General features: G+C 36.5%; 11 protein-coding genes and 2 tRNA genes (1 of these 13 cut by a window edge). 5 read left to right on the top strand and 8 right to left on the bottom strand.

Annotated elements, in window-relative coordinates; translation table 11 throughout:
• Positions 1–286: 286 nt before the first annotated feature.
• Positions 287–1978, top strand: coding sequence for a gliding motility lipoprotein GldJ (gene gldJ, locus PBT91_RS02370; protein WP_443089602.1), 1692 nt, complete (start codon positions 287–289; stop codon positions 1976–1978).
• Between the two features lie 72 nt (positions 1979–2050).
• Positions 2051–3340: a UDP-N-acetylmuramoyl-tripeptide--D-alanyl-D-alanine ligase gene (locus tag PBT91_RS02365; protein ID WP_270060204.1), complete on the top strand. Its 1290-nt coding sequence runs from the start codon at positions 2051–2053 to the stop codon at positions 3338–3340.
• Positions 3341–3394: 54 nt separating this feature from the next.
• Here PBT91_RS02365 and PBT91_RS02360 read toward each other — a convergent pair.
• The 8 genes from PBT91_RS02360 to PBT91_RS02325 all read right to left on the bottom strand — a co-directional run bounded on the left by PBT91_RS02360 (position 3395) and on the right by PBT91_RS02325 (position 9292).
• Positions 3395–3469: transfer RNA gene (locus PBT91_RS02360), tRNA-Val, on the bottom strand.
• Between the two features lie 54 nt (positions 3470–3523).
• Positions 3524–3598: transfer RNA gene (locus PBT91_RS02355), tRNA-Val, on the bottom strand.
• Positions 3599–3664: 66 nt separating this feature from the next.
• Complete coding sequence (locus PBT91_RS02350) at positions 3665–4885, bottom strand: bifunctional folylpolyglutamate synthase/dihydrofolate synthase (protein WP_270060203.1); 1221 nt, start codon at positions 4883–4885, stop codon at positions 3665–3667.
• Positions 4886–4888: 3 nt separating this feature from the next.
• Positions 4889–5719: an energy transducer TonB gene (locus tag PBT91_RS02345; protein ID WP_270060202.1), complete on the bottom strand. Its 831-nt coding sequence runs from the start codon at positions 5717–5719 to the stop codon at positions 4889–4891.
• Position 5720: 1 nt separating this feature from the next.
• A complete protein-coding gene (locus tag PBT91_RS02340) occupies positions 5721–6113 on the bottom strand; it encodes an ExbD/TolR family protein (protein ID WP_084841259.1) in 393 nt (130 codons plus the stop codon).
• 1 nt (position 6114) lies between these two features.
• Positions 6115–6816: a MotA/TolQ/ExbB proton channel family protein gene (locus PBT91_RS02335; RefSeq protein ID WP_270060201.1), complete on the bottom strand. Its 702-nt coding sequence runs from the start codon at positions 6814–6816 to the stop codon at positions 6115–6117.
• A 136-nt stretch (positions 6817–6952) separates the two neighbouring features.
• Entirely contained in the window at positions 6953–8179 is a 1227-nt protein-coding gene (locus tag PBT91_RS02330; protein ID WP_270060200.1) for a Glu/Leu/Phe/Val dehydrogenase dimerization domain-containing protein, read from the bottom strand.
• Positions 8180–8218: 39 nt separating this feature from the next.
• Positions 8219–9292, bottom strand: a complete 1074-nt coding sequence (locus PBT91_RS02325; protein WP_270060199.1) for an anhydro-N-acetylmuramic acid kinase — start codon at positions 9290–9292, stop codon at positions 8219–8221.
• 90 nt (positions 9293–9382) lie between these two features.
• On the opposite strand from PBT91_RS02325, the gene PBT91_RS02320 reads away from it, so the two are divergent.
• From PBT91_RS02320 to PBT91_RS02310, 3 genes are all read left to right on the top strand, one after another.
• Complete coding sequence (locus PBT91_RS02320; RefSeq protein ID WP_270060198.1) at positions 9383–10525, top strand: acyl-CoA dehydrogenase; 1143 nt, start codon at positions 9383–9385, stop codon at positions 10523–10525.
• Positions 10526–10754: 229 nt separating this feature from the next.
• Positions 10755–15278: a glutamate synthase large subunit gene (gene gltB, locus PBT91_RS02315; protein WP_270060197.1), complete on the top strand. Its 4524-nt coding sequence runs from the start codon at positions 10755–10757 to the stop codon at positions 15276–15278.
• A 3-nt stretch (positions 15279–15281) separates the two neighbouring features.
• A protein-coding gene (locus tag PBT91_RS02310) for a glutamate synthase subunit beta (protein ID WP_270060196.1) crosses the window boundary here: on the top strand, positions 15282–15875 show its 5' portion. It continues 870 nt past the right edge of the window; 594 of the gene's 1464 nt are visible here — the first part of the coding sequence; the start codon lies at positions 15282–15284; the stop codon falls past the right edge of the window.

Genomic DNA, 15875 nt, shown 5'->3' with positions numbered 1-15875 from the left:
CGATTAAACACTCTAATCCTTCGTTAGAAAGAAAATGAACCACGTAGATTGGATAAACTAAATTTCGCTACATAACAAACATTATTTTTTAAGCAAAAAGCGTAGAAAAAATATTAATTTTACAGCTTTAGGCATTTTATTTGTGCATATTTGCCTAAGTATTTGACGAGAGCAAATACTTATTTTGACATGTATTGAGATTAAAGTATTGGTTTAAGGGCAAATAAACTTGTACTTTTAGCGTTAATTATTATATTGCAAAGCCTAAATTCTACCTAAAGAGAACATGAGAATGAGAAAGAAAACTGCTTTCAGAGCACTTTTTACCATCGCTTTGGGCGTTGGTCTAGTAGGATGTAACAATTCAAAAAATTACAAAAACAGCTCCAGAGCTACCGGTTGGGATATTAATTCTAAAGACGGTGGATTTCAATCAAAAACAGACTACGACGAACAAGAGCCTGCTCCTGGATTAGTATTTATTGAAGGAGGAACTTTTACAATGGGACAGGTACAGGATGATGTGATGCATGATTGGAATAACACTCCTACTCAGCAACACGTTCAGTCCTTTTATATGGATGAAACTGAAGTTACTAATCGTATGTACCTAGAGTATTTGGATTGGTTAAAAAGAGTTTTTCCACCTAGCCAAGAAAATTATAGAAACATTTATTATGGTGCAGTTCCTGATACCTTAGTTTGGAGAAACCGACTTGGATACAACGAAACTATGGTAAACAACTACCTAAGACACCCTGCCTATGCAGAATATCCTGTAGTTGGAGTTAGTTGGGTTCAAGCTGCCGAATTTAGTAAATGGAGAACCGATCGTGTAAACGAAAAACAGCTAGTTGAAACTGGGTATATTGCTGAAGAAACTTTATATAAAAACGATGCAGGTGCCACATTTAGCACAGAAACCTATATCAATGCGCCAAGCCGAGTTTACGGTGGAAACACAGAAATGACCCAGAGCGGTAAGAAATCTCAGAAATTATTAGAGAATCAATCTACAGATAGTCTTGGGAATACTTCTGGTGGTAAACAATATGTACAGCGTAAAGACGGAATTTTATATCCTGAGTATCGCCTTCCTACAGAAGCGGAATGGGAATATGCAGCCTTAGGTTTGGTTGGTATCCGTGACTATAATAATTATCGTGGTAGAAAAAAATATCCTTGGGATGGAAGATATACTCGCAGTGGAGATTTAAGAAAACAAGGGGATCAATTAGCTAACTTTAAACAAGGCTCTGGTGATTACGGTGGTATTGCCGGATGGAGTGACGATGGAGCAGATATTACCGCTCCCGTGATGAGCTATGAAGCAAATGATTTTGGCCTTTATGACATGGCTGGAAACGTAGCTGAATGGGTTGCTGATGTTTATCGTCCAATAGTTGATGACGAGTTTAATGATTTCAACTATTATAGAGGAAATGTTTATACTGAAAACAGCATCAATGAAGATGGTACAGTTCAGGTAGTAGGAAGTGACGACATAAAATACGACACTCTTAGTACAGGAAGAGTTGTAGCTAGAAACCTACCAGGTGAAATTCTTCAGAAACCAATAACTGAAGATGATACTTACATGAGAACTAACTTTTCTAAAAGCGACAACAGAGATTTTAGAGATGGAGATAAAAGTTCTAGCCGTTACTATCAACCTTTTCAGGATATCGACAATTCTTCTAAAAGAATGTACAATTCTCCAGACTACGACAGAGTAGCTACCGGAGATACAACACAGGCTAAACCAAAATACGACAGCAAGGAAAGAACAACCTTAATTAGTGATGACGTTCGAGTTTATAAAGGTGGTTCTTGGAGAGACCGTGCTTACTGGTTAGATCCATCACAAAGAAGATATTTCCCACAAGATATGGCTACCGATTATATTGGTTTTAGAAATGCAATGTCTAAAGTAGGATCAAAATCTATGGATAACATAAAAAGAGCTAAAAGCAAATAGAGCTTTCAGTTTTAAAGAAATATTCACAGAAAAAGCCCTATTCATTTAGGGCTTTTTTTATACCTTAATTTCATGAATATAGCAAAAATACACCGTAGATTCCTAACAAGTTCAGGAGTTAGCACAGACACCAGAAATATTAAACCCAACAGCCTATTTTTTGCGCTAAAAGGTGCAAATTTTAATGGAAATCAGTTTGCAGAAGAAGCCTTATCTAAAGGAGCTGAAGTTGCTATTGTAGATGAAGAGATTTACGCTAAAGAACAAGAAAACTATATCCTTGTAGATGATTGCTTAAAGGCCTTACAGGAATTAGCTACTTTTCACCGACAATTTTTAGGAATACCCATTATTGCAATAACCGGAAGTAACGGCAAAACCACCACCAAAGAATTATTAAACGCCGTACTTTCTAAAAAATATCATACTGTAGCGACAAGTGGAAATTTAAATAATCATATTGGCGTCCCACTCACCTTATTGAAAATGGACCAAACTACGGAAGTTGGTATAGTTGAAATGGGAGCCAACCACCAGGGAGAAATTGAATTTCTTACAGAACTCACTTTACCAGATTACGGTTATATTACGAATTTCGGAAAAGCCCATTTAGAAGGCTTCGGAAGCATTGAAGGAGTTATCAAAGGGAAAAGCGAATTATACCAACATCTTATAGATCATAAGAAGCTTTTGTTTCTGAATTTAGATGATACAGTTCAAAAACTACATGATAGCTACTCCCACATCTTCACCTTCGGAACCAGCGAGAGCGCCGCTGTTACTATTAATTACAATTCTGAAAATAAATCAGAGTTTGCATCTTTCAACTTTAACAACGTAAACTTTATAAGTCAATTAACCGGGCATTACAACGCTTTTAATGCAGCTGCAGCCTTAACCATTGGCTTATACTTTAAAGTTCCGTTTGAGGATATTAAAAGCGCTATTGCCAATTACACACCAAGCAATAATAGATCCCAAATTCAAAAGACAAAAAACAATACACTTTTACTTGATGCCTATAATGCCAATCCCACAAGCATGCTTTCGGCATTGAAAAATTTTAAAGAACTACATACAGATCTTAATAAAGTAGTGATTATTGGTGATATGTTAGAATTAGGGAAATATAGTGCCGAGGAGCACCAATCTATTGTAGACATATGCAAAGAATCAGGATTCGAAAAAGTCTATTTAATTGGAAAACATTTTAAAGAAGCTACAACTCTCACCTCATTTAAAAAGTTTGAAACGACAAATGCCTTAAAAAACTTCCTTAGCAAAGAACCCATAACTAACTCTTACATCTTGATAAAAGGATCACGCGGCATAGCCTTAGAAAAATTAACAGATGTTCTATAAATGAACAGAGAATAAATAAAAAAAGCTTCCAGATTTGGAAGCTTTTTCTTTTTGTGGGCGCGAAGGGATTCGAACCCCTGACCCCTTGGGTGTAAACCAAGTGCTCTGAACCAACTGAGCTACGCGCCCTAATGAATGCTCTAGCTAAAAAAGCTTCCTTTTACGGAAGCTTTTGAATGGTTGTGGGCGCGAAGGGATTCGAACCCCTGACCCCTTGGGTGTAAACCAAGTGCTCTGAACCAACTGAGCTACGCGCCCCATTCATTATTGCGAGTGCAAATATAGATTAGTTTTTCTTCTGCACAAAGAAAAAAATTAAAAATTTTAAATTATTTCAGCTATCGTGAAATTACTACCTCCACAAAAAATTAAATCTTCTGCTCTAGCATTTTTCAAAGCGCACTCATAAGCTATTGAAACGCTTTTAAATATCTTTCCTTTTAACCCAAATTCCGCAGATTTCTGCATTAATTTTTCAGCTTCCAATCCTCTTGGCACATTTGGTTTACAGAAATAATATGTCGCCTCTTTTGGGAAAAGTGGCAATACCTCATCTAGATCTTTATCATTTACAACACCAAAAACAAAATGTAGTCGATCATAAACTTCATCCTTTAATTGCGTGAACACATATTGTAGTCCATCGCTATTATGAGCCGTATCACAAATTACTTTGGGTGATTCCTGAAGAACATCCCATCGCCCCCTAAGATTAGTGTTTCTTCGAACATTATTTAATCCTTCTCTAAGATTCTCTTCAGAAATTAACCAATCTTGAGAAATAAGCTGATTAATAACTGCGACAACTCCCTTTATATTCTTTTGCTGATAACTCCCCAATAGATCTGTACTAAGATCTACAGGAATTTTACGTTCTTCAGCCAAAACAATTTCAGCGTTTCTTTCTTTAGCGATTTTTCTGAAAACAGGTTCTGTTTCAGGATGTTTTTCTGAAATAGCAACCGGAATATTCTCCTTTATAATACCTGCTTTTTCTCCGGCAATTTCTTCTAATGTATTCCCTAAAAATTGGGTGTGATCTTTACCAATATTGGTTATTAAAGCAACTTCAGGAGTAATAATATTAGTGGAATCTAAACGACCTCCCAATCCTACTTCAATAACTGCAATATCTACTTTTTCTTCAGCAAAATACCAAAATGCCATTCCTACGCTCATCTCAAAAAAAGACAAACTTTCTGCCTCTAAAAAGGATCTGTTATTTTCAATAAAATCGACAACCGCTTTTTCCGAAATATAACTACCATTTATTCGGATGCGTTCTCGATAATCTTTTAGATGAGGTGAAGTATATAATCCAACCTTATAACCTGCTTCCTGCAACACCGAAGCTATCATATGGCTACTAGAACCTTTTCCATTAGTTCCCGCCACATGGATGCTCTTAAATTCGTTTTCAGGATGATTAAGATACGCTGCTAGTTTTAAGGTATTGGATAAATCTTTTTTGAAAGCTGAACTTCCCACACGTTGATACATGGGTAACTGTTGAAACATCCATTCAACAGTTTTTTGATAAGTCATCAATTATTCAGATAATTTGAAGTTATAAACTATAGTTCCTACCTGGCGAGAAGGAGCATCTGTATCACTATTAAATTTAGTTGCCATTGCTGCCTTCCGTGCTGGTTCTGTTAAACAAGTAGCATTATTGGTGGTTCCTTTTACACCAGGTGTAGCTGCTATTACCTGTCCCTGGCGATTTACCTCTATACGAACCACAACAATACCAGATTCGTTACAATCCTGAACAAATTTTTCTTTATTTAAAGCGCGTCTACCACCAAGACGATAATTACCATCGCCATCAAGCCCAGCTCCATTACCATAATAGCTTTTTGCATTTGGATCGCCATCTGGAGAGCCTTTATCTCCAGCTGCATTATCATTACCTTCTCCTCCACTTGCTTCTCCACTTCTTTCAGGACCATTTAAAATACTACTCATCGCATCGGTAGTAGATTTATCTGGCTTTGGATCTGGTTTCTTTGCAGGCTCTTCTTTCTTAGGCTTTTCTTTTGGCTTTTCGGTTTCGACCGGTTTTTTGACCTCCTTTTTTTCTTCAACTACTGGTGCTTCTTCTACTTCCTGAGTTACCACCTGATCTTCAACTACAGGTTCAGGCTCCGGAGGTGTAACCGCCGGACTTGTATTTTTAGGTGCAGATTCAATAGGCTTGGTAGGCTGATCGTTTCCTGACCCAACTTCAGATGTACCAAAATTAATAGCTATACCGTCCTCTGGTGGTGGATCTAGATAAGTAAAACCAAAAAAGAATAAAATGACTAGCAGCAGTATATGTAATACTACTGTAATCGTTAAAGATTTTTTTTCATGTTTGGTTTCTAAGAGCGCCATATTATTCCGGTTTTACCGCTAGGACTATTTTATATCTATTTCTATTAGCAATATCCATTACGTTTACTGCCTTTTCGATTGGCACACCTTCTTCTGCACGTAAAATTATTGTTGGATTTTCTATTCCTGCCAGTTTACTTTTTAATGTACTTTCTAAGGCTGAATTACTAATTCGCTCATCATTAATGTACACCTGCAGTTCTTTAGTTATGCTTACCGAAACATTCTGCTGGTTCGTGGTCTTTCCTTTAGCTTTTGGAAGAATTAGATCCAAAGCCTCTGGAGTAATTACCGGAGAAGTTAGCATAAAAAATATCAATAACAAGAACACAATATCTGTCATTGAGCTCATACTAAACTCCGGACTAACTTTATTTCTCCCTCTTAAATTCATATTAAGCTGGCTCGTTTAAAAGATCTAAAAAGTCTACCGCAGTAGCTTCCATTTGATGCACAACTTTATCGGTCTTTACCACCAGATGGTTATATCCAATATAAGCGATAATCCCTACAATTAGACCTGCAACAGTGGTCGTCATAGCTGTATAAATACCTTCAGCTAACAGTCCCATTTGTGCCTGACCACTACTAGTTGCTAACTCATGGAAAGCAATTACCATTCCAATCACCGTACCCAAGAAACCAATCATAGGTGCTACTCCAGCAATAGTTGCAAGAATACTAACATTTTTTTCAAGTTTATAAACTTCCAGACGGCCAGCATTTTCAATAGCTGTATTGATATCCTCTAGTGGACTACCAATTCTTGAAATTCCTTTTTCGGTTAGTCTTGCTACGGGATTATCTGCTTGAGAGCAACGCATTTTTGCCGACTCGATATTACCGTTAGAAACACTGTCTTTAATTTGATGCATAAAGTTTTTATCTACCTGGCTTGCCGATTTTATAGCAAACAATCTTTCAAAATAGATATAAACCGCTGCAAAAAGTAAAATAAAAAGAATAAGGATAATGATCTGCCCAGCAATACCACCACTTAATAACAAATCGAATATAGAAAGTGTTTTTTCTTCTGAAACCGCTGCAGTATCCTGCGCTGTTTGCGCAATGGTATCCTGCTGAATAAAATATAGCATACTAATTGATTAGGGTTTTTTAGTTTAACGTGATAAACGGATTTAAATTGTTGCCCAAATTTAGTAAAATAATCATCAGAATAATTCCTTATCTGCATTCATTAAGAAATTACTAACAGATAAGGAAATGAATATGTTATACTAACTGTTTAAGAGCAACCTCAAATGCGGTTTTACTAATATTTGTACTGCTACTATTATTATTGAACGTATTTTGGATTGCATTTTTTATAGTGATTGACGTATCATTGAAGATAGCCTCATCTGTCATTTGTACACGACGCTCCATAAAATAAGCAAATACACGAGCCATCCCGCAATTCGAAATAAAATCTGGGATTAAACTTACACGCTCATCAATAAATTCCATAATAGGGCCAAAGAAAATTTCTTTATCTGCAAAAGGAACATTTGCCCCACAAGAAATCACTTCCAGCTTTCTATCGATTAAATTAGAAATTTGATCTTTAGTTACCAATCTAGAAGCTGCACATGGCGCAAAGATTTCAGCATCAATTTTCCATATTTTTTCATTGATTTCTTCAAAAGGAATTAAGTTTGGTGAATTCAGTGTATTTCCTTCTTTATTCAAGAATAAGTCTTTGATTTCCTCAAAAGAGAACCCCTCTTCTTTAATTAAACCACCGGCACGATCGATAATCCCGACTACCTTTGCTCCCATCTGCGATAAATAATAAGCAGCAGCAGAACCTACATTTCCAAATCCTTGTACGATCGCTTTCTTACCTTTTATATCTCCACCGTAAATATTATAATATTGATTTACAGCTTCGGCAACACCAAAACCGGTAATCATATCGGCTACAGTATATTTTCTGGATATATCTGGAGAGTAATCCGTATTTTCTAAAACCTTAATTACTCCTTGGCGCAGCTGTCCTATTCTATTTATCTTATCTGCTTCGGTTGGCTGAAAATGGCCGTTAAAAACACCTTCTTGTGGATGCCAAACTCCGCAATCTTCAGTAATAGGTATTACTTCATGAATTTCATCTACATTTAAATCACCGCCAGTTCCGTAGTAACTTTTTAATAAAGGAGAAACCGCTTTATACCAACGCTCTAAAACACCTTTTTTACGTGGATCTTTAGGATCGAAGTTTATTCCCGATTTTGCTCCACCAATAGCAGGTCCAGAAACGGTAAATTTCACTTCCATTGTTTTTGCTAAAGAAAGTACCTCATTTTTATCCAATCCTTCTCGCATTCTCGTTCCTCCTCCAGCGGCACCACCTCTTAAAGAGTTGATTACCGTCCAACCCTCAGCTTCCGTTTCAGGATCATTCCAATGAAAAACAATTTCCGGTTCTTTATTCTCGTAAACTTTTAATAATTCTTTCATGTATGTGTGATTTGCGTCAAAGATAATTATTCATAAAATTTAAATAGCTTCAAAGGCAAATACCTTTCCTGAAGAATGATCTTTTTTAGCGCCGGTAACCGAACTTAAAACGTTCACTTTCCCTTCTAATTTAAGTACACCCAACAATCCAAAAATTAAAGCTTCTTTAAAATCGATAATCTTGCTATCTGGAATTATAAATTCACAATTTGAATACTCCCTAAATTGTTGAATAAGAAAATCGTTAAACGCGCCACCACCCGTCACTAAAATTTTAGATCCTACATTATTATCCAAAACTTTTGCTACCTGCTGTGCTACATGTATCGTATAGGTATGTAAAATATCGGGAATAGGTATTTCTTCGGAATCAATAAGCGGTAAAACTTCAGCCTTCACCCATTCGATGCCGAGAGATTTTGGAGGTTTTTTAGCATAATAATCAAGATTGTTTAATTGCTGAAGTAATTTTTCATGCAATCCTCCTCCTGAAGCAATTTGGCCTTTATCATCGTAAGCTTTGCCCAGTTTCTTAGTAAAATAATTCAGTACGGTATTTACAGCACAAATATCGTAAGCTAGCATTTGCTTATTACGCTCTTCAGAGATATTTGCAAAGCCCCCTAAATTCAAACAATATTGATATTCACCAAAAAGTAACTGATCGCCAATAGGCACCAGTGGCGCTCCTTGCCCTCCTAGCGCAACATCCTGAACTCTAAAATCGCAAACCACATTACTTTGAAGATAATCTGCAATTTCAGGGAGATTTCCTATTTGTAAAGTGTATCCATTTTGGGGCTCATGTTTTATCGTATGCCCATGCGAACAAATAGCATCCAGATTTTCGATCTTATATTCAGCAATAAATTGAAGAATCACGTCGGCTAAATACCTAGTATACTTTTTATCTAAATCTTTTAACTCTTCTTGATTCAAAGAAATTCCTGAATTCAGGTTTTCACGCCATTCTTCAGAATAATCTATAGTTTGAGCCTCAAGAATTTTAAAATTATAGTTATTTTCAGCAGAGAAATGGAGGTATGCCAAATCAATTCCATCTAACGAAGTGCCAGACATCACTCCAATTACGAAATAGTCTTTTTTTCTCATATTCTCAAAAATAAATATTTTTTGTTGAAAAATACACACTAAAAATTTATATTTGATAAGTATAATTATCTTTTTCTAAATTTATATTCAATGAATTTCGAATTAACCGAAGAACATATAATGATTCGCGATGCCGCTCGCGACTTTGCTAAAAATGAATTACTTCCCGGCGTTATTGATAGAGATGAGAAACAAGAATTCCCAAAAGAGCAAGTTAAGAAAATGGGAGAACTTGGATTTATGGGAATGATGGCTTCACCTGAATATGGCGGTGGTGGGATGGACACTATTAGTTATGTCCTGGCCATGGAAGAAATTTCTAAAATCGATGCATCAGCATCCGTTATCATGTCGGTAAACAACTCTTTAGTTTGTTGGGCATTGGACACCTACGGCTCTAAAGAACAAAAGGAGAAATATCTGACAAAGCTTACAACTGGAGAAAAATTAGGTGCATTTTGCTTATCTGAACCCGAAGCTGGTAGTGACGCTACTTCTCAGCGTACTTCCGCAATCGATAAAGGAGATCATTATTTATTAAACGGAACCAAAAACTGGATTACCAATGGCGGTACCGCAGATTACTATTTGGTAATCGCACAAACCGATCGAGAGAAAAAACACCGCGGAATAAATGCCTTTATTGTAGAAAAAGGATGGGAAGGTTTTGAAATTGGCCCGAAAGAAAACAAGTTGGGAATTAGAGGAAGCGACACGCATTCTTTAAATTTTAACGACGTAAAAGTTCCAAAGGAAAATAGGATTGGCGAAGATGGTTTTGGTTTTAAATTCGCTATGAAAACATTATCGGGCGGCAGGATAGGTATTGCAGCGCAAGCTTTGGGAATTGCCTCTGGCGCTTTCGAACTAGCTAGAGATTACAGTAAACAACGTAAAGCTTTTGGTACTGAAATTAGCAATCACCAGGCTATTGCTTTTAAGCTTGCAGACATGTATACAGCTATAGAAAGCTCACGACATTTAGTAATGAAAGCTGCTTGGGACAAAGACCAGAAAACAAGTTACGATCTAAGTGGTGCGATGGCAAAATTAAGTGCATCGCAAACAGCAATGGATGTGACAGTAGAGGCAGTACAAATACATGGCGGCAATGGCTTTGTAAAAGAATATCATGTCGAGCGATTAATGCGAGATGCAAAAATTACGCAGATTTACGAAGGAACTTCAGAAATACAAAAAATTGTAATTTCAAGAAGCGTACTTAAATATTAGTCACTAAAACCCATAAAATCAGCTCGCTATTCGTAGCGAGTTTTTTTATATCAAAATCTCTAATTCACCATTACATAATTCGGAATTTACACTCTAATTCTTTGAACGATTAATAAAAATTAAGATTTTATTTAGTTTTGCTGAATTTTGTAAGCTCTTTAGTGTTATTACTTTCATTTTCTTTACTAATTTAGATATTTTTGTAGTAATAACATAAGGAAGATAGGATATGACACCAAAAGAGCAGGGGCTATACTTGCCTGAATTTGAGAGAGATAATTGCGGCGCGGGATTCATTTGTAACCTAAAAGGTAAGCAAACAAATGATATTATCCATAAAGCTTTAGATATTTTAATTCGATTAGAGCATCGCGGGGCTGTAAGTTCAGATGGAAAAACCGGAGATGGTGCCGGTATATTGATCGAAATTCCACATAATTTTTTCAAAAAAGTTTGCAATTTCAACCTACCAGAATTTGGTGAGTATGCGGCAGGGATGGTTTTTCTCCCAAGATCAGAAAATCAATTGAAAATATGTAAAGAGATTTTTGAAGAAGAAATTATTAATCAAGGATTAAATATTATCGGCTGGAGAGAAGTCCCGGTAGATAAATCCTGTTTGGGAAGCATCGCTACTTTAAGCGAACCTAATGTTCAACAAATCTTTATTGGTAAAGATGAAGATACAAATGACTTACATTTTAGAGCTAAGTTATTTGCAGCTCGTAAAATTGCAGAACATAAAATATATAGTTCTAATTTAGGCGAAGCTGAATATTTTTACCTTCCTAGTTTATCAACAAAAACAATTATTTACAAAGGGTTATTGATGCCTCAAGACATCAATATCTACTATAAAGATCTTAACGATCCAGATTTGGTAACCAAACTTGCTTTGGTTCACCAACGATTCTCTACAAATACATTCCCTACCTGGGATTTGGCCCAGCCATTTAGATATATGTGTCACAATGGTGAAATCAATACACTAAGAGGGAATTTAAGCCGAATGAAAGCCCGTGAAGAGCTTTTTGAAAGTGAAATTTTTGGTGATGACATCAAAAAAATATTACCAGTGACTTTAGAAGGAAAATCAGATTCTGCTTCTATGGATATGGTTTTAGAAATGCTTTTACAAACTGGGCGTTCTCTTCCAGAAGCTATCATGATGATGGTTCCTGAAGCTTGGGAGAAAAACCCTTCGATGACAGACAATAAAAAAGCATTTTACGAATATAATGCCTGCATAATGGAACCTTGGGATGGCCCTGCTTCTATCCCCTTTACCGATGGACAATACATTGGCGCACTGTTAGACCGTAATGGTTTACGACCATCCCGATATACATTAACCAAAGATGGTTATGTAATTATGTCTTCTGAAACAGGTGTTGTTGATGTAAAACCTGAAAATGTTGAATTACACGGTCGCCTTGAACCTGGAAGAATGTTCTTAGTAGACATGGTTGAAGGTCGAATAGTTGGCGATGAAGAGGTTAAAGAACAAATTGTATCAAAGAGACCTTATAGAAAATGGTTAAAGGAAAATTTATTACCACTAGCTGAAGTACCATATACCGGAAACAAAACCCCTATAGAGCCTGAAGAATTCCAGACAAGACAAAAAGTTTTTGGATATACTTTAGAAGATATCAAGACGATCATTAGCCCAATGGCTACGCAGGGAAAAGAGGCGATTGGTTCTATGGGAACAGATATTCCTTTGGCCGTTCTCTCAGATAAGCCACAATTACTTTTTAATTATTTTAAACAATTATTTGCTCAGGTAACCAATCCACCGTTAGATGGAATACGCGAAGAAATTGTTACCGACATTAGCTTATCCATAGGTGAAGACAAAAACATTTTTGATATCACCCCAGATCATGCTAAGAAACTTAGAATTCAAAATCCAGTTATCTCAAACGAAGATCTGGATAAAATAAAATATATAGAACACGACGATTTCCGTGCAAAATCAATTTCAATATTATATGAAGTTGAAAAAGGAATGAACGGTCTTGAGGAAAGACTGGATCAGATTGTATTGGAAATTAAAAAAGCGGTAGATGAGGATAGAAATATCATTATACTTTCAGATAGAAATGTAAGCGATAAGTTAGCTCCTATCCCATCCCTTTTGGCTTGTTCCTTTGTTCATCATGAACTCAAAAAACACAAAAGAAGATCTGCTTTCGGAATCGTAATTGAATCTGCTGAACCTAGAGAACCACATCATTTTGCATTGTTATTTGGTTACGGCGCATGTGCTATTAACCCTTACATGGTAAATGAAATCATCTATAAACTTTCTGAAAACGGTGATATTGATGAGAAAGATCCAGATGTAGCAGTTAAAAATTTCAATAAAGCGATTGGAAAAGGTATCGTTAAGATCATGAATAAGATTGGTATTTCTACCTTACATTCCTACCGTGGTTCACAAATTTTTGAAATTCTAGGTTTAAATAAGAAATTCACTAATAAGTACTTTACCAATACTCCTTCGAGAATTGAAGGTATTGGACTTTATGAAATTGAAAGGGAAATCCAGAAAAGACATCAATTAGCCTTTAATCCACCAGAAACTGAAACTGGTTTGGATCTAGAAATTGGTGGTGATTATCGCTGGCGAAGAAATGGGGAGCGCCATATGCTAAATCCTGCTTCTGTAGCAAAACTACAACAAGCAGTAAAGCAAAACAGTTTTCAAACGTATAAGGAATATTCCAACTTCGTTAATAATCAGACCAAAAACCTGATGACTCTTCGGGGGATGTTTAAATTCAAAAAATTAAATCCAATCCCGGTAGAAGAAGTTGAACCCTGGACAGAAATTGTAAAACGCTTTAAAACAGGTGCAATGTCGTTTGGCTCCATTAGTAAAGAAGCCCACGAAAATCTTGCAATTGCCATGAATCGTTTACAAGGAAAAAGTAATAGTGGTGAAGGTGGTGAAGATGCAAACCGTTTTACTCGCGATGCTAACGGAAATTGGAGAAATAGTGCCATTAAGCAGGTAGCCTCAGGAAGATTCGGTGTTTCGATTAATTACCTGTCTAATGCGAAAGAGATTCAAATTAAAATGGCTCAGGGTGCAAAGCCGGGTGAAGGCGGACAATTACCTGGTCCAAAAGTGAATCCAGATATCGCAAAAACCAGAAATTCTACTCCTTACGTAGGTTTAATTTCGCCTCCTCCTCACCATGATATTTATTCTATTGAAGATTTAGCGCAGTTAATTTTCGATCTTAAAAACGCTAATAGAGAAGCTAGAATAAATGTAAAACTTGTATCTAAAGTAGGTGTAGGAACCATCGCGGCTGGTGTCGCAAAAGCAAAGGCCGATGTCGTTTTAATCTCTGGATATGATGGCGGTACTGGAGCATCTCCACTAACATCATTAAGACACGCAGGTTTACCTTGGGAGTTAGGTATTGCTGAAGCCCAGCAAACTTTATTACTTAACAATCTGAGAAGCCGAATTACGGTTGAATGTGATGGTCAGTTAAAAACAGGACGGGACGTTGCAATTGCATGTCTTCTGGGAGCCGAAGAATTTGGTTTTTCAACTGCTCCATTAGTTGCATCAGGTTGTATTATGATGCGCGCATGCCATTTAAATACTTGTCCCGTTGGTATTGCAACGCAAGATCCTGAATTGAGAAAGAACTTTAAAGGTACACCTGAAGACGTTATCAATTTCATGTATTTTGTTGCACAGGAGTTACGCGAAATAATGGCGAGCTTAGGCTTTAGAACATTAAACGAGATGGTTGGACAAAGTCAAAAACTAGATATGGATAAAGCTATTGAGCATTACAAAGCTCAAGGAATAGATTTGTCTGGCATTCTTTACAAACCAAATATCGACAAAGACATACCTTTATATAAAACTCAGGATCAAAATCATGGGTTAGAACACGTTCTAGATTTTGATATTTTAAGTAAGGCACATCCAGCGATTTATCGCAAAGAAAAAATGAGCCTAGACTTTAAAATCTCGAATATCAACAGAACAACTGGTGCCATACTGAGTAATGAAATCTCAAAGATTCACGGCGAAGGAGGATTACCAGAAAATACACTAGAACTTAACTTTAAAGGTTCTGCTGGTCAAAGTTTTGGTGCTTTCGCTACACGTGGTCTCACCTTAAATGTTACCGGTAACACAAATGATTACTTCGGAAAAGGCCTTAGTGGTGCAACACTTACTGTTCGCGTACCAGAAGAAGCTACATTTAAATCGGACGAAAATGTAATCATAGGAAATGTTGCATTATACGGAGCGATTAATGGTGAAGCTTACATCAATGGTATTGGCGGAGAACGTTTTTGCGTTAGGAATTCAGGTGCAAAAGCAGTGATCGAAGGAATTGGCGATCATGGTTGTGAGTACATGACTGGTGGTCGAGCAGTAATATTAGGACAAATAGGTAGAAACTTCGCTGCTGGTATGAGTGGAGGGATTGCTTACATCTACAATGCAGATAATAAATTAGACAACAATAATTTTAATATGGAGATGATCGAGTTAGAAGAACTAACCAATGATGACGCTTCAGAATTAAAAGAGTTAATACAAAATCATTATTATCATACTGATAGTGAAGTTGCAGGTGAAATTTTAGATAATTGGAAAGAAAGTCTATCTAAATTCATCAAAGTGATGCCTACCGAATTTAAAAAAGCATTACAACGAATGGAAGACGAAAAAAACGAAGAAAAAAACCTGGAACTTAAAACGGCGTAATTAATGGGAAAGCTAAGAGGATTTTTAGAATACGATAGAAAAGAAGAACAAACTGAAGCTGTTGAGCTTAGGGTTAAAAATTATAAAGAATTTACTAAAGATTTAGATACTGAAGAGCTTAATCACCAAGGAGCTCGCTGTATGGATTGTGGCATTCCATTTTGTCATAGTGGCTGCCCACTTGGAAACCTTATACCAGATTTCAACCATGCAGTTTATGAGAACGATTGGAAAAAGGCACTTCAAATATTACATTCAACTAATAATTTCCCTGAATTTACTGGTCGTTTATGCCCGGCTCCTTGTGAATCTGCCTGTGTACTGGGAATAATTGAACCTCCTGTTTCTATTGAACTTATTGAGAAATACATTGTAGAAAGAGGATTTAAAGAAGGTTGGATTGTTCCAAATCCACCGAAAAACAGAACTGGTAAAAAAGTTGCAGTTGTTGGCTCTGGCCCAGCAGGTATGGCTGCTGCACAACAATTAAATCGCGCAGGTCACGATGTAACTTTATTCGAACGTGATTCTAAATTGGGCGGTTTATTGCGTTATGGTATTCCAGACTTTAAATTAGACAAATCTGTAATTGATCGT

It is taken from the genome of Zunongwangia sp. HGR-M22 (genome assembly GCF_027594425.1).
GTDB lineage: Bacteria > Bacteroidota > Bacteroidia > Flavobacteriales > Flavobacteriaceae > Zunongwangia.
This window is presented reverse-complemented; position numbering and strand designations above follow the sequence as displayed.

What these genes read in the sequence shown, in the direction of transcription:
- gldJ (WP_443089602.1), top strand. Translation starts at nt 287, where the DNA reads ATGAGAATGAGAAAGAAAACTGCTTTCAGAGCACTTTTTACCATCGCT.
- PBT91_RS02365 (WP_270060204.1), top strand. Translation starts at nt 2,051, where the DNA reads ATGAATATAGCAAAAATACACCGTAGATTCCTAACAAGTTCAGGAGTT.
- PBT91_RS02350 (WP_270060203.1), bottom strand. Translation starts at nt 4,885, where the DNA reads ATGACTTATCAAAAAACTGTTGAATGGATGTTTCAACAGTTACCCATG.
- PBT91_RS02345 (WP_270060202.1), bottom strand. Translation starts at nt 5,719, where the DNA reads ATGGCGCTCTTAGAAACCAAACATGAAAAAAAATCTTTAACGATTACA.
- PBT91_RS02340 (WP_084841259.1), bottom strand. Translation starts at nt 6,113, where the DNA reads ATGAATTTAAGAGGGAGAAATAAAGTTAGTCCGGAGTTTAGTATGAGC.
- PBT91_RS02335 (WP_270060201.1), bottom strand. Translation starts at nt 6,816, where the DNA reads ATGCTATATTTTATTCAGCAGGATACCATTGCGCAAACAGCGCAGGAT.
- PBT91_RS02330 (WP_270060200.1), bottom strand. Translation starts at nt 8,179, where the DNA reads ATGAAAGAATTATTAAAAGTTTACGAGAATAAAGAACCGGAAATTGTT.
- PBT91_RS02325 (WP_270060199.1), bottom strand. Translation starts at nt 9,292, where the DNA reads ATGAGAAAAAAAGACTATTTCGTAATTGGAGTGATGTCTGGCACTTCG.
- PBT91_RS02320 (WP_270060198.1), top strand. Translation starts at nt 9,383, where the DNA reads ATGAATTTCGAATTAACCGAAGAACATATAATGATTCGCGATGCCGCT.
- gltB (WP_270060197.1), top strand. Translation starts at nt 10,755, where the DNA reads ATGACACCAAAAGAGCAGGGGCTATACTTGCCTGAATTTGAGAGAGAT.